Below are 18587 nucleotides of genomic sequence, written 5' to 3'. Positions count from 1 at the left end.
TATCGAACAAAATGTCACTAATACCTGCACCGCCCAATGGACTCACGACTATCTGCAAGGGAAATACCTAATAGAGCAGAAATACACGTCCTCGACGCATGAGGAGCTGCTACGCATTGGCGCTGACAACTGTCCGGCAACCGCCAACCCGACAGGGCGACGTAAGGCGTCAGCACGTCTCAACTCACTACCATTTAACTACCAGAACGCCTAAATCGAAGACATGAAAAAGCCCAACCTTTTCGGGACACCTACGTACGATTGGCTCACTGCCTGACACCCAGTCCCGCGTACTTACGCAAAATGCGGCTATCGACTTGCCGATATCGGCTTTTTCGCCCCGGGGCCCCTCCCTACAGTGTGTACGACTTCAACGGCGAACATCGCTCGCCCCGCTCAGGAATCGTGCATGCCCAGCCTGTCTTTGCGTATCGAACGGATAGACCCGCTCACGCCTCAAATTCGTCGCCTGATCCTGGTCGCTGACGCCGGCCACACCCTGCCCGGTTTCACCCCGGGTGCTCATATCGAAGTGCTGATACCAGGCAGTAAACCCATGTGGCGTGCTTACTCGCTGGTCAGCCTGCCTGAGCACCCTCATTACGAGATCGCGGTGCAGCTGGAGGACCAGAGCAGCGGTGGTTCGCGCTGGATGCACGAGGTGCAAGTCGGTCAGCAACTGAGGGTGCGTGCGCCCAACAACCATTTTCCATTGGTGGCAAATGCCAGTGACTACCTGCTGATCGCGGGAGGGATAGGCATCACCCCAATGCTTGGCATGGCCCGCTCGCTCGCGGCCAGCCAGCAGCCATTCACTTTGCACTATGCCGGTCGCAACCCAGACCGCATGGCGTATCTGGAAGAAGTCCAGGCGCTCGGCACCGCCCGATGCTGGATCAGCGGCGGCGACCCGGCGCGGCGCCTGCCCCTGGACAGCCTGCTGGACTCACCCGTCAGCGGACGTCAGCTGTATGTGTGCGGCCCCAAGTCATTGATCAGCAACGTGCTGCAAACGGCTCGCGCACTGGGCTGGGATGACAGCCAACTGCACAGCGAATTGTTCATCGGCAGCCTCGGCACCGAGACCGAAGGCGGTTTTGAAGTGGAGCTGCGCAGCAGTGGAATAACGCTTCAGGTGACCGCGGGCAAAAGCGTGCTCGACGCAATGATAGAAGCCGACCTGGACCCGATGTTCGATTGCCGTCGAGGTGACTGTGGGGTGTGCGTGGCCCAGGTGCTCGAAGGCGCCGCTGACCACCGCGATAGTTGTCTGTCGGAGCGCGAACGGGCTGACGGCAGCTTCTGCACCTGTGTATCTCGCGCCTCCAGCGCTCGTCTGGTGCTCGATTTGTAAGTGCGTTGCTGTACCACGCACCTCTTTATGGCTGGTTAAAAGGAGACATCATGATTCCCTCGAACGAACAGATCGCGGCACTGATCCGCGACGACAGCGTGCACAAAAGCGTCTACACCGACCCGCAACTGTTTGATCTGGAAATGCAGCGAATCTATGGTCAGGCATGGATCTACGTCGGCCATGAAAGCCAGGTCAAAAATGTCGGTGACTACCACACCACACGCATCGGCGATCAGGACGTGATTCTGGTTCGCGGCGCCGACAAAGGCGTCAACGTGCTTTACAACCGCTGCCCGCATAAAGGCGCCAAGCTGGTGGCTGAGGGTGACGGCAACGTCGGTAAGTTTTTCCGCTGCCCCTACCACGCCTGGACTTTCAAACTCGACGGCCAGCACCTCTCGGCCCCTCTGAAAAATGCCTTCGAAGGCACCTGCTTCAACCCTCAGCACCCGGACTTTTCGATGGCCGGCCTGGCGCGAGTCGACAGCTATCGGGGCTTCGTGTTCGCCAGCCAGATCGATCATGGTCCGGACCTTAAAACCTTTCTCGGCGGCGTGATCACGTCCATCGACAACCTCTGCGATCGCTCGCCAGTGGGTGAAGTCGAAGTGGCCGGCGGTATTTTTCGGGTCATGCAGCGTTCCAACTGGAAAGTCTTCTACGAAAACCTCCACGACACCATGCACGCTCGCGTCACGCATGAATCCTCAGTGGACGCGGCCCGCAGCGAGGCCGAAGCCTTGGGAGAAATGCCATTTGAACTGCTGATCATGGACGGCAACGGCGAGCCTTACGACTTCTGGGAGAAGCTCGAACTGCGCGCGTACAACAACGGACATGGCTACATGGAAGCGATCTTCGACCCGGCAGCCGCCGAGCGCGACGACGTATCCAGGGCCCACTTTGAATGCCTGAGCGATGCCTACGGCGAAGAACGCGCCCGAGGCATCATGGGGATGAACCGCCACAACACCGTGATCTACGGCAGCGGCTCACCCCACACCGTGTTCATGCAATTCCGGATAATCCGGCCGATGGCCGTCGACCGCACCCTGGTGGAAATCCAGACGTTTCGCTGCAAAGGTGCTCCGGATGCCGTATTTGACCGGGCGCTGACGTACGCCAACGTCATCAACTCGCCCTCCTCCAACGTCATGCCCGACGACGTCGAAGTCTATGCCCGCTGTCAGGAGGGCAACATGACCCGTGGCGGTGAATGGATCAGCATGCATCGTTATGTCGGCACCGACCGCTTGCTGCCCGATGGCGCGGTCTCGACCAATGGCACCAGCGAACTGCCGATGCGTAACCAGTTCGCCGCGTGGAAGCACTACATGACCGCCACCCTGATCGCCAAGGAGAGCACCCATGCTGCTTGATCGCACCTTCGACGTCTCGACTCACACCCTGACCCCGGCCCAGGTACCCAGCGAAACTTTGCGCGAGATCGAGCAGTTCCTCTATCGCGAAGCACGCCTGTTGGATGAGCGCCGTTTCTGGGAGTGGGATCAACTGTTTACCGATGCGGGCATGTACTGGGTGCCGCACCTGCATGGGCAGGCTGACCCCTTCGAGCACATTTCGCTGTTCTGGGAAAACCGCATGCTGCGCGCAGTGCGCATCCGCCGGGTAGAAAACACACGCAACTGGTCGCAACAACCACCGACCCGCACGGCTCATCTGGTGGGCAACGTGATGGTCGAAGGACTCGACAGCCAAGGGTTGCTGGTGGTGAGCGCGACGTTCCAGGTCAGCGAATGGCGTCTTGAACAACGCCAGTTGGCCGGGCGCTACACCTACAAGCTGGCCAGTCAGGACAGCGGCGGCTGGAAAATCCAGCTCAAGCGGGTTGACCTGATCAACTGCAACGATGTGTTCGCCAACCTCGAGGTCTTTGTCTGATGAGGCGCCCGACCGTATTGGCCCTGCATTATCAGAACGACGTCTTGCATCCTGACGGCCGCATCCGGGTCGGGCTCGCAGCCGATGATCCGGCACGTGACGCCGTGCTGGACGCCGCCATCAGGCTGCAGCAAGGTGCCCGCGCACGGGGTTGGCCGATCATTCATGTGCGCGTGGCGTATCGCCCGGACTATGCCGATCTGGTACAGAACGCACCGATCCTGCGCGCCGTGGCGGCCAGTGGCGCCGTCCAGGAAGGCTCCTGGGGCGCGCAGTTTCATGATGCGCTGAAACCGCTGGAAGGCCCGGACGAATTCGTCGTCACCCATACTCGCATCAACGCGTTCTACGGCACGCCGCTGGACACCCTGTTGCGTCAGCTCGATGCGCGACAATTGCTGATCGCCGGCGTCGCCACCCACTCGGTGGTGGAGAGCACGGTACGGCATGCCGTCGATTGCGGTTTCGAGGTCACGGTGCTGGCCGACGCCTGCGCCGCCGCCCGACCCGCGACTCATCTGGCGGCGCTGGAAAGCATGCGCCTGATCGCCACAGTCACGGATGTCGCCAACGCCCTGGAGTCAATGCCATGAAGTCCATTCCCACTGCCAATCTGCAAGGTCAGGTGGCGATTGTCACGGGCAGTACCCAAGGCCTGGGCACCGACATTGCCCGCCAACTGTTGCAGGCCGGCGCCAGCGTCATGCTGGTCGGCCGTAACCGCGAAATGGGGGCGGCACTGGCCAGCGAGTTGGGTGAACGTTGTCGCTTTGTCGCCTGCAATGTCGAGCTCGACGAGGATATCGACGACTGTATCGACGCAACCCTGGCCGCCTTCGGCCGTCTCGACATCCTGGTCAATAACGCCTGTGTCTACGACGATCAGGGGCTACTGTCGGACCGGGCGCAATGGCTGAACACCCTCAACATCAACCTGGTGTCAGCGGCGATCTTCGTGCAGAAAGCCGCACCCCATATGCTCGAAGGCGGCACGGTGATCAACATCGGCAGCACCGGCGGTAAGTTCGGCGCGGCTGGGCGAGCCCTGTACCCGGCGTCCAAGGCCGGGTTGCTGCAGCTGACCCGCAACCTTGCTGTGAGCCTGGCGCCGACTTCGATCCGGGTCATCAGCGTCTCGCCGGCCTGGACCTGGTCGCCGTCGGTGGCGAACCTAAGCGGCGGTGACATCGCCGTGGCCGACCGTGTTGGTGCCACCTTTCACCCGCTTGGGCGCGTCGGGCGCGGCGAGGAGATCGGCCATGTGGTGGCCTTCCTGTGCAGCCACGGCGCGTCCTGGATTACCGGGGTGGATATTCCGGTGGACGGCGGCTTCTCGATCCTCGGCCCCGATCAGGGGCTCTCGCCACGCGTGTGGTTCGAGCGCTTGCGTGACCCGGCCTGAATTGCTCCACCTATTGAACACCGCCAACAAATCCTGATGATGAGTCGATAACGAGGTAACACCATGGGCAAGATGATCACTGTAAAAGCCAGCGACGGCAGCGGCAGTTTCACCGGTTACCTGGCGCTACCCGCCAGCGGCAAAGGCCCTGGCGTGGTAATCGGCCAGGAAATTTTTGGCATCAACGCCAACATGCGCGAAGTCGCCGATTTTTACGCCGAGGAAGGTTACGTCGCCTTGGTCCCGGATTTGTTCTGGCGTCTGGAGCCGGGCGTCGAACTGGGTTACACCGAGGCCGACTTCGCCCGTGCGATTGATCTGTTCCAGCGCATGGACGTGGACAAGGCGGTCGATGACATCGACGCCAGTTTCAAGGCACTCAGCGATTTTCCCGAAGTCGAGGACGTCGGTTTCGGCTATGTGGGTTTCTGCATGGGCGGCAAGCTGGCCTACCTGACGGCGACGAGAACCGACGCCGCCTGCTCGGTGGGCTATTACGGCATGGGCATCGAACAGCTGCTCGAAGAAGCCGACATCATCAAAGGTCACCTGGTGCTGCACTTCGCCGAACAGGATCGCTACTGCGACGTCAATGCCCGCACGCTGATCAGCCAGCGCCTGGGCAGACGCAACAACGTCGAGATTTACACATACCCCGACGTCGACCATGCCTTCGCCCGCAACGGCGGCATGCACTACAACAAACCGGCCGCGTTGATGGCCCATCAACGCAGCATCGCCGCGCTCAAACAGGCCATCGGCCCGAACTACAACCTGTCCGAGCTGTGGGAAAAGCACATCGAATTTGAATTTGCTGTCCGCGATGTCCCGGCGACCATGGCAACCATGGTCGCCGAACCGTACGTCAACCACATTCCCACCATGACCGGTGGCGTGGGTTACCGCGAATTGAGCCGTTTCTACCAGAACCATTTCGTTCATGCCAATCCGCCGGACATGAAGCTGGTGCCCATCTCGCGCACGGTAGGGGCCTCGCAGATCGTCGACGAGTTCGTGATGTGTTTTACCCACACCAGTGAAATCGACTGGATGCTGCCCAACGTCGCGCCGACCGGTAAATACGTCGAAATTCCGATGATTGGGGTCATCAAGTTCCGTGGCGACAAGCTCTGCCACGAGCACATTTATTGGGACCAAGCGAGCGTTCTGGTGCAGATCGGTCTGCTCGACCCCGCCGGACTTCCCGTGGCCGGTATCGAAACGGCGAAGAAACTGCTCGACGAACAACAGCCATCCAACACCCTGATGGGCAGATGGGCGGGCAGCGCCGAACAGTAATCGCACACTGCCCGCTGTAGGAGCGAGCTCGCTCGCGATGGACTTGAGGGCGACGCGTTTAACCAGACAACACGCGTTATCGTTAACGTCCATCGCGAGCAAGCTCGCTCCTACAAGGGTCAGCATTCGCAGCAGTCTGATGCGGCAGTTCGCCGAAGCGCTCACGGTAGTAACGGGCAAAACGACCGAGATGGCCAAAGCCATGCTCCAGGGCGACTTCGGTAATGCTCAAGTCCCGATGGCCGAGCAAACGATCACGTACCGCTTCAAGCCGCAGGTTGCGCAACCGCTCCATCGGCGTTTGCCCGTAACAGCGCTGACACAAGGTATTGAGGCTGCGCTCGCTCATGCCCGCCGCGGCTGCCAGTTCGCCCAGGGAAAGCGCGTCACCCAGGCGACGGCGCATCAAGTCTTCGATCTTATGCAACTGCCGCAATGCCTGACGTTGTGCCGGCGACTCAATGACCGCCATCGGTGACCCGTCGACTTTCGGTGGGTGGGTCAGCAGGAACAGCGGCAGGCTTTCTTCCAGATGTCGCAACCAGTGAGCATGCACCGGCTCGCCCTCGCTGGCCCCCAGCTGTTCGAGCAAATCATCGACCAGGCGCAACCAGCCGCGCGCCTGACCGGTGTTGAGCCGATAAGCGGCAGGCAAGCTGAAATCAGCGGCCAGCCCTCCTTCGTCCACCAGCCGCTCCTGCATCAGCCTCAACAATGAACGCGGTACTTTAAGCAGCAATTGTTCGCAGCCACTGTGCCAGACCAGGCGGGCCTGGCGATTGGGCGAGAGCACCGCCACCTGACCCTCCTCCAGCTCAAGCGCCAGCCCGTCGCACTCGATACTGGCCCGCCCGCGCAAAGGCATCTGCATCAACACGAAATCGGTAAAAGGCCGTGGCCGTACCTCAACCTCGGCGCCGTAACGCAGGACAAACAATTGGCAACGCCCCACTTCAGCGCGAAAAAACGCCGTGTCGACATTGCCACTGCGCCAACTCAGATCGTGTTCGACCAACTCACGAGCAAGCAGCCGATGACTTTCTTGCCGCGAGCGACTGGTGAAGACCGGTGTTTGGCACAGCCTCGACAGATCGAGCCCCGCGCCAGCGCCAGGCATAGGATGAACCGATAGCGCCGCCATGGCTCAAAGCGACCGGTTGCGGCGAGCTTCGTTACGTTGCAGGGTGGTGCTCGGTGTTTCATCGAACAGCTTGCGATACTCGCTGGAGAACCGTCCCAGGTGGGTAAACCCCCACCCCATGGCGATCACCGAGATATTGCGCGCTGAATTATCCTCGAGGATTTCCTGGCGCACGGCACCCAGCCGGTGCTTCTTCAGATACGCCATCGGCGACATGCCAAAGTACTTTTTGAAACCTTCGAACAGCTTGAAGCGCGACACTCCGGAAATCGCCTCGATGTCTTCCAGATGGAGCGCTTCGCGGGCATTTTCGTGGATGTACTGTTTGGCTCGAATCAGGTAATGCGGCAGCTTGACGCCGAGCACATCGCGCAACTCATCGGAGTAGTTGTTCGGCTGGGCAAGGATCAACCCCTTGATCAGCGAACTCTCGATGTCGCGTGTGAAAAACGTCTGGTCATACAGCTCGCGGCTGCGCTCCAGTTCGCCGATAAAGTAGCGCGCCATACGCCACCAGGACGCGGAGGAACCGTTGACCGCGTCCATCATCGGCTCGAAACGCAAGGGGGTTTCCAATGGCCGCTGCAGCATGTCTTCAAGGGACTTGCGCATGGCCGCGCGGGTGATGACGACCTGGACCTTGCGGCAATCACCGTTGATCGACAGCTCCTGGTTTTCGTGCGGCGAGACAATGATTGCGCAGTCGCGATCGGACGTCGCCTGACAACCGTTCTTGGTCAAATGCTGTTCGCCAACGAGGGGCAAGCTGAGGCTGTAGCTGTTCAGGTGTTCGGCGTCTTCGATGCCGACCGTGACGTCGGTGCCGTACTCGATCATTCCCAGTGTGGTGGACATCGATTTGAGCACGTTGCCGCTGTGATGGAACTGAATGCGGTTGGGGTGGCTGGTCTTGAGCAGATGCGGCCCGCAGATCCCGGCCATCCACTGCCGCGCACCATTGAGGTCGTAACGTTCGATACGAATGTCACGAACATGTACATCAGGACTTGTACTCATCACGGGGCACCCACGGCTGTTTTATGAACGCGCTCTAACGGCACGCCTCTATTTGAAAGAGCAATCTTCATGCCGCCTCCCTCCCTCCGGGGGCTGGGCGAAATATGCGGATAACATTCACCGAATAATCGGATAGGGACAGCGCTACGTTAGAGCCGTCCATGCACTGAGCGCCCTTCTCACGCCGTAAACAAAGGTAGGGCGCTGCAAAAAAGAGCAGACGCCAAGAGGCCGCACGATAGACACGCATTGAATGGCGGGCGTGATTGGGTATTACCTGCCCAGATGAGCAGGCAGGTGTTACCCCCAGGAATTGTTGAAGAGCTGGAGACGGAAATCTTGCTCGGGTCGTGCTGATCGCTTACCAGAATTTCCAGGTATAGGTGGTGATCAGGCGGTTTTCGTCGAAGTCATTACCATGGCGGAACTTGACGTTGATGTTGCGCAGTTCGACGCCGAGGTCCTTCAGCGGGCCGTCCTGGACCACGTAGGACAGGTAGATATTGCGCTCCGATTCGCTGTTGTCGCTGAGAGCGCCGCGATCGATGTCGGTGCCGCGCATGTAACGCGTCATCAGCTTCAAGCCAGGCACACCCACACCGGCGAAATTGAAGTCATAACGCGCCTGCCAGGATTTTTCGTTAGGTTTGACGAAGGCGATGGCGGACCAGTTCACCAGGTAAGGCTGCGGCGCGTAACCGTTGAGCGTCGGGAACGTGCTATCACCGAGCATCCGCTGATAACCCAGGCCGAAGGAGTGGGCACCTTTGCGCAGGGTGGTCATGGCGCCGTAGGAGCGGTTATCGATGCGACCATACAAGGCGTCGCCATCTTCCTTGTTGTTGAAATAGCGCAAGTCGGTTTTCAGACCGTAACCGCCGCCCAGGTCGGCCAGGTAGGTAGCGCCCAGGTAATGCTGACGGTAGATGTCTTCCAACTGCCCGTAGAAATAGGTCCCGGTTAGCGCCGGAGTGAACGCGTAGCTGGCGCCGCCAAAGTTCAAACCGTCGCTGCGGCGCTGCACGTCAGGTCCGTTGAACAAGTACATTTTTTCGCTGTTAGCGGATTCGCGGCCGCTGATTTCGGTGAAGCGCCCGCCCGTCAGTGTCAGCTTGTCCACCTCCTTGGACTCGATCAGGGTGCCGTGATACGTGGTGACCAGTTGCCGCGAATCGTCGGTGTAGGCCACCGGCAGCGTTGGCCGATGCTCACCGTATTTCAACTCGGTCTTGGAATAACGCACCTTCGCCGTGTAGCCGCCGCGGCCGTAATCGGTCGCCTGTTCTTGCTTGCTGACGCTATAAGGAATGATGCTGTCAGGCCCCCTGCCACCACCACCGTCGAGCCGGTAGGCGTATTGCATCGAAGCATCCAGGCCAAACTGCAGCGGCCCCTCGGTGTAGCCCGAGATGAAGCGCAGGTCGAAGCCCTGGGTCCAGCTGCCGACTCGGGAGTTCTTCGGGTTTTCGCCCTTGAAGTCGCGATCGATATAAAAGTTTCGCAAGCCCAGCCCCAGGTGGCTGTCTTCAATGAAGTCCGCCTGGGCCATCATCGGTGTAATCATTCCGGCCAGGCTGGCCGTCTGCACGCAACGGGTAAACCAACTCGCTTGAAACATAACTTATCCCCTCTTATTTAATGTGCGAACACATCAAGTAGCGGCGCGACCAAAGTGATCACTCCAATAGTTGGCAGTTGTTTCTTTATTAAAATATTCAGCATGAGTCGTTAGGGTTGATGTCGGTCCGGTGAGACAGCCAGCACGCATCGAGAGTGATTAGGCAGCATTGGCGCCAGAGTCTCTATCCTGTTAATTCGAGACTCATATCCGTTTACTTCGAAATATCAATTCCGCCTCGTTCGCCACGCCGCTCCTGGCCAGCTGTTTGTGGGTCAAGGCTCGCTGGCCAATTTTATGGACTGTGTTTGCCGACAAAGCGGATAGACCCCGCCGCGGGCAACTTATTTAATGCAGGCACGAACAACTTATTGAATGCACGAATTATCCCGATGCAACGAGGTATCGATTAATGAGCAGTGCCAAAAGCGTCGAACAATGGAAAAGTTTTATTGAAGGCTGCCTGGACTTCCGGCCAGCGGAAGGCATCTTCCGAATTGCCCGGGATATGTTTACCGAGCCGGATTTATTTGATCTGGAAATGGAGTTGATCTTCGAGAAGAACTGGATCTACGCCTGCCACGAAAGCGAAATCGCCAACCAGCATGACTTCATGACGATGCGCGCCGGGCGCCAGCCGATGATCATCACCCGCGATGGCGACGGCCAGCTCAATGCACTGATCAACGCTTGCCAGCACCGGGGCACGACCCTGACCCGCGTCGGCAAGGGCAACCAGTCGACCTTCACCTGCCCGTTCCACGCATGGTGCTATAAAAGTGATGGCCGCCTGGTCAAGGTCAAGGCACCCGGTGAATATCCGGAGGGTTTCGACAAAGCCACCCGTGGCCTGAAAAAAGCCCGCATCGAAAGCTACAAAGGGTTTGTGTTTGTCAGCCTCGATGTCGAGGGCACTGACTCGCTGCAAGACTTTCTCGGCGACGCCAAGGTGTTCTTCGACATGATGGTCGCCCAGTCGCCCACCGGTGAACTGGAAGTGCTGCCGGGCAAGTCCACCTACACCTACGACGGCAACTGGAAACTGCAGAACGAAAACGGTCTGGACGGTTATCACGTCAGCACCGTGCACTACAACTACGTGGCCACCGTCCAGCATCGCCAGCAGATCAACAGCGAGAAAGGCCTGACCGGTGCCGACACCCTGGACTACAGCAAGCTCGGCGCTGGCGACAAGGAAACCGACGACGGCTGGTTTGCCTTCCACAACGGCCACAGCCTGCTGTTCAGCGATATGCCCAACCCGGCGGTGCGCCCCGGTTACGGCACGATCATGCCGCGTCTGCTCGAAGAATACGGCCAGGGCAAGGCCGAGTGGATGATGCACCGGCTGCGCAACCTGAACATCTACCCGAGCATGTTCTTCCTCGACCAGATCAGCTCGCAGCTGCGCATCATCCGTCCACTGGCGTGGAACAAGACCGAGATCAACAGCTTCTGTCTGGGCGTGGTCGGCGAGTCGGATGCCGACCGGGAAAACCGCATTCGTCAGTTCGAAGACTTCTTCAACGTGTCCGGCATGGGCACCCCCGATGACCTGGTTGAGTTTCGCGAAGCCCAGCGCGGTTTCCAGGCACGGCTTGAGCGCTGGAGCGACATTTCCCGGGGCGTGGGCAAATGGGTCGAGGGTGCGACGCCCAACAGCGAAACCATCGGCATCTCACCGGCACTGACCGGCACCGAGTTCACCCATGAAGGCCTCTACGTCAATCAACATGGCAACTGGCAGCGCTTCATGCTCGAAGGTCTGGCGCGCAAGGCCGCCGAAGAGCAACCGTTGAAACTGCGTGAGGTGTGAACATGAATTCGCAACTGCAATACCGCATCGAGCAATTCTTCTACCGCAACGCTGAAGCCTGCGACGCTCAGGACTGGGATACGTACCTGTCGATGTTCAGCGACGACAGCGAGTTCCACCTGCCGCAATGGGACTCGGAGCATGTTTATACCACCGACCCGAAAAAAGGCATGTCGCTGATCTACTACCCCAACCGTGGCGGCCTCGAGGACCGGGTGTTCCGCATTCGCACCGGCAAGGCCGCGTCGACCATTCCGATGCCGCGCACCCTGCACCTGATCAGCAATGTGCGCATTGCTCCGTTGGACAACGACGAGCTGGAGGTACGGGTTAACTGGCACACCCTCTACTACCGCCTGCAAACCGCCGAGCAGTTCTTCGGCCGCGCCACCTACCGCCTGCGGCCCGATGGCGAGAGCTGGAAGATCAGCCGCAAGCATGTGGTGCTACTCAACGACACCATCAATTCGGTGCTCGATTTTTATCACCTCTGACTGGCGGAAATCTGGATCATGAGTCACAAGGTCGCGTTCAGTTTTGCCGATGGTAAAACCTTGTTTTTCCCGGTACAGAACAATGAAATCCTGCTCGATGCGGCGCTGCGCAACGGCATCAATATCCCGCTCGACTGCCGGGAAGGCGTGTGCGGGACATGTCAGGGCCGCTGCGAGTCGGGACAATACAGCCAGGACTATGTCGACGATGAAGCACTGTCGGCCGACGACCTGCGCCAGCGCAAAATGCTGACCTGCCAGACCCGCGTCGAATCCGATGCGGCCTTCTACTTCGACTTCGCGTCGAGCCTGTGCAATGCGCCCGGGCCGGATCGGCTCAAGGGCATCGTGCGGGCCGTCGAGCAGGTATCGCCGAACACCGCGATCCTGCACCTGGACGCCGGTGCCGATGGCCAGCACCTGGACTTTTTGCCCGGCCAGTACGCGCGGCTGCAAGTGCCGGGCACAGAAGGCAAGCGCTCTTACTCATTCGCCAACCGCCCCAACAGCAGCAACCAGTTGCAGTTTCTGATCCGGCTGCTGCCCGACGGGCTGATGAGCAATTACATCCGCGAGCGCAGCCTGATCGGCGACGAGATCATGCTCGAAGCGCCCCTTGGCGCCTTTTACCTGCGCCATGTCGACAAGCCATTGGTGTTTGTCGCCGGCGGCACCGGGCTCTCGGCGTTCCTGGGCATGCTCGATGAGATCGCCGAGCGTGGTGGTTGCGGGCATCCGGTGCATCTGTACTACGGCGTGCGCAACGCCGTCGACCTTTGCGAAACCACGCGCATCGCGGCCTACGCAGAGCGGATTCCCGGTTTTCGCTTCACCCCGGTCATCAGCGATCCGGCTTCGGACTGGAGCGGCAAGCGCGGTTATATCACCGAGCATTTCGAGCTTGCCGAGTTTCGCGACCAGGACCTGGACATGTACCTCTGCGGGCCGCCGCCCATGGTCGAATCGATCAAACAATGGCTGGCCGTCCAGGCCCTCGACCAAACCCGCCTGTATTACGAGAAATTTACCGAAAGCAACACCTGACACTGGAACCCACAGCCAAAACAAATTTCCAGGCACCCGGACATTTTTTACTGCCCTCAACTAACAATTACGTCACGCGCGATGCGGACTTCACTAAAGGCGGCACTATGAAAAAACTACTCGTGGGTACACTGCTGGCGGCCAGCTGCGTGGCCAGTCTGCTGGCCCAGGCCCAGGACCCGGTTCGCATCGGTTTTATCACCACCCTCTCGACCCCCGCCGGTTACCTGGGCGAAGACTCTCGCGACGGTTTCCAACTGGCCATCGATCAGGAAGACGGCAAGCTCGGCGGTGTGCCGGTGAGCCTGCTGGTCGAGGACGACGGACTGCAACCGGCGCGCGCCAAGCAGATCATCGACCGCATGAGCCTGGACGGCATTTCGCTGTACACCGGGGTGATCTTTTCCAATGTGCTGGCGGCGGTGGTCAACACGGCGACCAAGGACGGCTTCTACATCAGCAACAACACCGGCCCTTCGAGCCTGGCCGGCAAGCAGTGCAAGCCCAATTACTTCGTCGCCTCGTATCAGAACGACACGATCCATGAAATGGCCGGTGTCGCGGCCAACGACCTGGGCTACAAGAAGATGGTCATCCTGGCCCCCAACTATCAGGGTGGACGCGATGCGCTGGAAGGCTTCAAGCGCACTTACAAAGGTGAGGTCACCGAGATCTACACCAAGCTCAACCAACTGGACTTCTCGGTCGAGCTGGCACGGGTGCGCTCTCTGGCGCCGGATGCGATTTTCGAGTTCCATCCCGGCGGTGCCGGCATCAACTTCGCCAAGCAATACGGCAGCTCGGGCCTGAGCAAAACCATCCCGATGGTAGTGCCCGTGTTCTCCATGGACGAACGCATGCTCGCCGCCACCGGTGATGTCGCCAAAGGCATGAACATCGTGACCTTGTGGAATCCTGAATCGAACAACCCGGCCAATCAGGCGTTCGTCAAAGCGTTCAGCGAAAAATACAACCGCGTGCCCACCGTGTATGCCGCCCAGACCTATGACACGGCGCGGCTGATCGGCGCTGCACTCAAGAGTGTGGACGGCAACATGAAAGACCCCGAGGCCTTTCGTAACGCGCTGCGCAACGTCAAGTTCGACTCGATCCGTGGCGATTTCGCTTTCGGCAAAAACCAGCATGCGGTCATCGACTGGTACTTGCTGCGCGTAGAAGCCGATGCCAACGGCAAGCTGGTCCAGGTGCCGGTGCATACCATCGCCAAATCGCAAGTGGACAGCTTCGCCGCCAAATGCGCCCTGTGATCCGACCTTTCGGTCTCGTGCCCGGCGGCTTCGGCTGCCGGCACTTTTCGTAGGATTCCCCAGCATGCTGCTACTCGAACAAATTCTTAACGGCTTGCAATACAGCGCCTTGCTGTTTTTGCTCGCCTCCGGCCTGACGCTGATCTTCGGCATCATGGGTGTCATCAACCTGGCCCATGGTGCCTTTTACATGGTCGGGGCGTTCTGCGCCGCCTACACCGCGTCGCTCAGCGGCTCGTTCTGGCTCGCCGGGCTGGCGGCGATAGTCGGCTCCGCCCTGTACGGGCTGCTGATTGAAACCAGCATCATGCGCCGGCTCTACAGTCGCGATCACCTCGATCAGGTACTGGCAACCCTGGCCGTGGTGTTTTTTACCAACGAGTTGATCACCGTGTTGTTCGGTCGCAGCCCGCCTGCCATGCCTACCCCCGAGTGGTACGGCAGCTTCGTTGAAGTCCTGCCAGGGTTGATGTACCCGGTCAGCCGCCTATTGTTCATCGCCGCCGGGGCACTGGTGGCGATTGCCATGTGGCTGCTGATCAACCATACCCGCCTGGGGATGCTGATCCGTGCCGGGGCCGACGACCACGAGATGGTCGGCGCGCTGGGCGTGAACATCGCACGTCTCTACACCCTGGTTTTCGTCTTCGGCTGTGTGCTCTGCGGACTCGCCGGTTTCATGGCGGCCCCGCTGCTGTCGGTGGAAATCGGCATGGGCGAAAAGGTCTTGATCACCACGTTCGTCGTCATCGTTGTCGGCGGTGTCGGCTCGGTGCGCGGCGCGCTCGCCGGTGCCCTGCTGATCGGCATGGTCGACGGGCTTGGGCGCGCCTATATCCCGCAATTGCTTGACCAACTGTTACCCGCCGAAGTCAGCGGAACCTTGAGTGGCGGATTGATTTCCGCCAGTGCCTACATCGTCATGGCGGTCGTCCTGCTGGTCCGTCCACGCGGCCTGTTACCCGCCCGCGCCTGAGGAGAACACCATGTCCCGTCGAGTCCTTATCGATCTGCTCTGCCTGGCGACGTTCGCCCTCCTGCCGCTGCTTGCGTCGTTTTTGCATGAACCCTTTCTGGTCAGCCTGTTCACGCGCCTGGCGATCTACGGCATGGCCGCCGCTAGCCTGGACCTGCTGATCGGCTATGGCGCGATGATCAGCTTCGGTCATGCGGCGTTCTTTGGCCTGGGCGGCTATGTGGTTGGCGTCATCGGTTTCCACACCTCCCAGGCCATGCCGTTGTGGGGCTGGGACGGCTCTAACAGCGCGCTGATCGTCTGGCCGCTGTCGCTGCTGGTTTGCGCGCTGTTTGCAGTGGTGGTCGGCTATTTGTCACTGCGTACCAGCGGTGTGCAGTTCATCATGATTACGTTGGCGTTCGGCCAGATGCTGTATTTCCTCCTCAGTTCACTGTCGCTGTATGGCGGTGACGACGGCATCCTGCTCAATGAACGCAATACGCTGCCGGGCCTTGATCTGGAAAATCCGGTGCAGTTTTACTACCTGTGCCTAGGGCTACTGGTGGCGTGGCTGCTGTTCTGCCGACGGCTGGTCAACTCGCGCTTCGGCTATGTCCTGCGAGGACTGAAGCAAAGCGAACGGCGCAGCATCAGCCTGGGTTTGCACCCGTTGCGCTACCGGCTGAGCGCCTTCGTCATCGCCGGGGTCGGCGGCGGTCTGGCCGGGATCTTGTGGGCCAATTACGCAATGTTCGTCAGCCCGGACATGGGCGCCTGGCACAAGTCCGGCGAGTTGATGGCGATGGTCATTCTCGGCGGCGTTGGCACCCTGCTCGGGCCAATACTCGGCGCGGCGGTATACCTGGGACTGGAGCAGGTGTTGAGCCTCTGGACCGAGCACTGGCTGCTGATCTTCAGCCCGTTGCTGCTGGTGGTGGTGCTGTTCGGCAAAAAAGGTTTGTACGGCCTGCTGCTCAGTCCGTGGCCCCGCTGGCGCAAGCCCCCGGTGTCACAAGCCCCGCCCGCCATCGCCAATAGCGAGGTACAGTCATGAGCCCGCAACTGTCGATCCAGGATCTGGAAAAAACCTTCGGCGCGGTCAAGGCCACCAACGGTGCAAGCTTCGATATTGCCCCAGGGGAACTGCACGCCATCATCGGCCCCAACGGCGCCGGCAAGTCGACACTGATTTCGCAGATCGCCGGAGAGATCCGCCCGGACAAGGGGCGGATCTTCCTCAACGGCCAGGACATTACCGACGTGCCCGCCCATCAACGCCCTCGCCTCGGCCTGGCGCGCGCCTTCCAGGTCAGTCAGCTGTATCCGGAGTTCACCCTGCTGGAAAACGTCGCCGTCGCGATCGCCGCCCGGGAGGGTCAGACCTTCGGCATGTGGAACCCCCTGACCAGTGACCGCCGCCTGCTGGACCCGGCGGCTGACTATCTGCAACGTGTCGGGCTCGCGGCACGTGCTCAGGTGCTGGTCAGCGAATTGTCCCACGGCGAACGGCGGCAGCTGGAAATTGCCCTGGCCCTGGCCCAGGAAGCCTCAGTGCTGTTGCTCGACGAACCGATGGCAGGCATGGGTGCAGAGGAGTCGGCACGCATGACGCAACTGTTGCTCGAACTCAAGGGCCGCTACGCGATCCTGCTGGTGGAGCACGACATGGACGCCGTGTTCGCCCTGGCCGATCGCATTACCGTGCTGGTCTACGGCCAAACCATCCTGACCGGCAGCGTCGAGCAGATTCGCAACGACCCGCAAGTACGCGCCGCCTACCTGGGAGAAGAACATGCTTGAAGTCAGTGGATTGCAGGCCGGCTATGGCCTGAGCCAAGTGCTGTTCGACATGCACTTGAAGATCGAACAGGGGCAAGTGGTGTCGCTGATCGGGCGCAACGGCATGGGCAAGACCACCACGGTCAAGTCGATCATGGGCCTGCTCAAACCCACCGCCGGCAGCGTCCTGATCCACGGTCGGGAAATGCGCGGCGCGCCACCCTACCGCATCGCCCAGGCCGGACTAGGGCTGGTGCCCGAAGGCCGGCGCGGTTTTGGCAGCCTGAGTGTGCGGGAAAACCTGCTGGCCACCGCGACCCGGGGCAAGTGGGATCTGCCGCGGATCTATCAGTTGTTCCCACGCTTGCAGGAACGCCAGGACCAGCTGTCAAAAACCCTCTCCGGTGGCGAACAACAGATGATGGTGGTCGCCCGCGCCCTGCTGACCAACCCGCAATTGCTGATTCTCGATGAGGCCACCGAAGGCCTGGCCCCGATCATTCGCGAAACCATCTGGAGCTGCCTGGCGAGTTTGAAAGCCGAGGGCGAGACGATTCTGGTGATCGACAAGAACCTCAAGGAAATGGCGCGGGTGGTCGACTGCCACCACATCATCGAAAAGGGTCGACAGGTCTGGAACGGCACACCGGTGCAACTGGCCGAAACGCCGGAATTGTCCCGGCGTTACCTGGGGGTCTGAATCATTTGGCTGCAGGCCCCCTTCGGGGGAACGGGCTTGTGCAAGGGTGCCCCGGTGGCTTTATTGCAGCGGCGAAAAGCTCGCCGGCAGGTAGATCGTCGAATGCATGTCGCGCAATTGCGGGCCTGAGTTTTCCGGCGGCCAGACGCCGTCCTGCACGGCGCGGGTACGCACGTCCAGGCGTTGTTCGAGCGAGGCGTAGGGCCAGATGTGCAGGTAACGCGGCAACTGACCGTCGGTGGCGTAGAAAGCGGCATACACCGGGGAGTATTGCGCACCGGTTCTTGGCCCTACGGCTTTTTCCCAGCCCTTGAGCGTGGGTGCCAGGCCCGACGGCACCAGATCGTAGATGCGAAGTTCGTAGAACGGCCCGTGGTGCCCGGCAGGCAGCGGCTGGATAAAGGGAAACAACGTGTAGTTTTCCACGCGCATGTCCGTCATACACGCCTCGATGCCAAACGCGTCGGCACTCGACAGATAACGTTCGCGCTCAGCCTGACGGGACGCCTCGTCGGCAAAACCGCGCAACACCGCGATCTGATTCAACGGGCCGATCTCCGACACCCAGCAACCCATCAATTTCACCCTGGCGTCATCGGCGGCCAGGCGCTGCTCCAGACAATCCATGGCGGTGGCGACAGTGCGCACGCGTACGGTGAACGTGATCAACTCATACAGCTTCATGACAACCTCGATTCAGGACCAGGCAGGTGCGTGGATGACCTTCATCCACAACGAAAAACCGACGCCGCCGTTGCGGCGCGCCGGTTGTGTAACCAGGCCGTGAAGCTG

18 protein-coding genes are annotated in these 18587 nt (G+C 60.2%); 14 read left to right on the top strand and 4 right to left on the bottom strand.

The annotated features are described in order from the left end of the window. The first annotated feature begins 409 nt into the window (after positions 1–409). The 6 genes from BLU75_RS06180 to BLU75_RS06155 all read left to right on the top strand — a co-directional run bounded on the left by BLU75_RS06180 (position 410) and on the right by BLU75_RS06155 (position 5960). Positions 410–1354 (top strand): PDR/VanB family oxidoreductase, encoded by a 945-nt coding sequence (locus BLU75_RS06180; RefSeq protein WP_084377613.1) that lies wholly within the window; start codon positions 410–412, stop codon positions 1352–1354. Positions 1355–1404: 50 nt separating this feature from the next. After that, the gene (locus BLU75_RS06175) at positions 1405–2736 is read left to right on the top strand and encodes an aromatic ring-hydroxylating dioxygenase subunit alpha (protein ID WP_084377611.1); all 1332 of its coding nucleotides are present in this window, start codon (positions 1405–1407) and stop codon (positions 2734–2736) included. Continuing rightward, positions 2726–3259, top strand: coding sequence for an aromatic-ring-hydroxylating dioxygenase subunit beta (locus BLU75_RS06170; protein WP_084377609.1), 534 nt, complete (start codon positions 2726–2728; stop codon positions 3257–3259). The genes BLU75_RS06175 and BLU75_RS06170 overlap by 11 nt, the downstream gene beginning before the upstream one ends. Continuing rightward, positions 3259–3852 carry a cysteine hydrolase family protein gene (locus BLU75_RS06165; RefSeq protein ID WP_084377608.1) on the top strand — a complete coding sequence of 198 codons (594 nt, stop codon included), beginning with the start codon at positions 3259–3261 and terminating at the stop codon, positions 3850–3852. Before BLU75_RS06170 ends, BLU75_RS06165 begins: the two co-directional genes overlap by 1 nt. Next, entirely contained in the window at positions 3849–4661 is an 813-nt protein-coding gene (locus BLU75_RS06160; RefSeq protein WP_084377606.1) for an SDR family oxidoreductase, read from the top strand. The genes BLU75_RS06165 and BLU75_RS06160 overlap by 4 nt, the downstream gene beginning before the upstream one ends. Positions 4662–4724: 63 nt before the next feature. Then, the gene (locus tag BLU75_RS06155; protein WP_084377604.1) at positions 4725–5960 is read left to right on the top strand and encodes a dienelactone hydrolase family protein; all 1236 of its coding nucleotides are present in this window, start codon (positions 4725–4727) and stop codon (positions 5958–5960) included. Between the two features lie 82 nt (positions 5961–6042). On the opposite strand, the gene BLU75_RS06150 is transcribed toward BLU75_RS06155, so the two are convergent. From BLU75_RS06150 to BLU75_RS06140, 3 genes are all read right to left on the bottom strand, one after another. Beyond that, complete coding sequence (locus BLU75_RS06150) at positions 6043–7077, bottom strand: AraC family transcriptional regulator (RefSeq protein ID WP_084377602.1); 1035 nt, start codon at positions 7075–7077, stop codon at positions 6043–6045. Between the two features lie 27 nt (positions 7078–7104). Then, entirely contained in the window at positions 7105–8118 is a 1014-nt protein-coding gene (locus BLU75_RS06145; protein WP_172832067.1) for an AraC family transcriptional regulator, read from the bottom strand. A 361-nt stretch (positions 8119–8479) separates the two neighbouring features. After that, positions 8480–9736: an OprD family porin gene (locus tag BLU75_RS06140; RefSeq protein WP_084377600.1), complete on the bottom strand. Its 1257-nt coding sequence runs from the start codon at positions 9734–9736 to the stop codon at positions 8480–8482. A gap of 412 nt (positions 9737–10148) precedes the next feature. Between BLU75_RS06140 and antA the strand changes: the two genes are divergently transcribed. From antA to BLU75_RS06100, 8 genes are all read left to right on the top strand, one after another. Then, entirely contained in the window at positions 10149–11552 is a 1404-nt protein-coding gene (gene antA, locus BLU75_RS06135; protein ID WP_084377598.1) for an anthranilate 1,2-dioxygenase large subunit, read from the top strand. A gap of 2 nt (positions 11553–11554) precedes the next feature. Next, the gene (gene antB, locus BLU75_RS06130) at positions 11555–12046 is read left to right on the top strand and encodes an anthranilate 1,2-dioxygenase small subunit (protein WP_084377596.1); all 492 of its coding nucleotides are present in this window, start codon (positions 11555–11557) and stop codon (positions 12044–12046) included. An 18-nt stretch (positions 12047–12064) separates the two neighbouring features. Then, a complete protein-coding gene (gene antC, locus BLU75_RS06125; RefSeq protein ID WP_084377594.1) occupies positions 12065–13090 on the top strand; it encodes an anthranilate 1,2-dioxygenase electron transfer component AntC in 1026 nt (341 codons plus the stop codon). Between the two features lie 107 nt (positions 13091–13197). After that, entirely contained in the window at positions 13198–14358 is a 1161-nt protein-coding gene (locus tag BLU75_RS06120) for an ABC transporter substrate-binding protein (RefSeq protein ID WP_084377592.1), read from the top strand. Between the two features lie 64 nt (positions 14359–14422). After that, positions 14423–15334, top strand: coding sequence for a branched-chain amino acid ABC transporter permease (locus BLU75_RS06115; RefSeq protein WP_084377590.1), 912 nt, complete (start codon positions 14423–14425; stop codon positions 15332–15334). Positions 15335–15344: 10 nt separating this feature from the next. Then, the gene (locus BLU75_RS06110; RefSeq protein WP_084377588.1) at positions 15345–16370 is read left to right on the top strand and encodes a branched-chain amino acid ABC transporter permease; all 1026 of its coding nucleotides are present in this window, start codon (positions 15345–15347) and stop codon (positions 16368–16370) included. Further along, on the top strand, positions 16367–17116 hold the full coding sequence (locus BLU75_RS06105; protein ID WP_084377586.1) for an ABC transporter ATP-binding protein: 750 nt from the start codon (positions 16367–16369) through the stop codon (positions 17114–17116). Before BLU75_RS06110 ends, BLU75_RS06105 begins: the two co-directional genes overlap by 4 nt. Continuing rightward, positions 17109–17795, top strand: a complete 687-nt coding sequence (locus BLU75_RS06100; protein ID WP_084377584.1) for an ABC transporter ATP-binding protein — start codon at positions 17109–17111, stop codon at positions 17793–17795. Before BLU75_RS06105 ends, BLU75_RS06100 begins: the two co-directional genes overlap by 8 nt. Positions 17796–17855: 60 nt before the next feature. Here the strand turns inward: BLU75_RS06100 and BLU75_RS06095 are convergent, their stop codons facing one another. Next, positions 17856–18479, bottom strand: a complete 624-nt coding sequence (locus BLU75_RS06095) for an NIPSNAP family protein (RefSeq protein ID WP_084377582.1) — start codon at positions 18477–18479, stop codon at positions 17856–17858. Positions 18480–18587 lie beyond the last annotated feature (108 nt).

The organism is Pseudomonas mucidolens (genome assembly GCF_900106045.1).
GTDB classification, from domain to species: Bacteria; Pseudomonadota; Gammaproteobacteria; order Pseudomonadales; family Pseudomonadaceae; genus Aquipseudomonas; species Aquipseudomonas mucidolens.
Note: the sequence above shows the minus strand (reverse complement) of the source record. Positions and strands in the feature narration are given on the sequence as shown.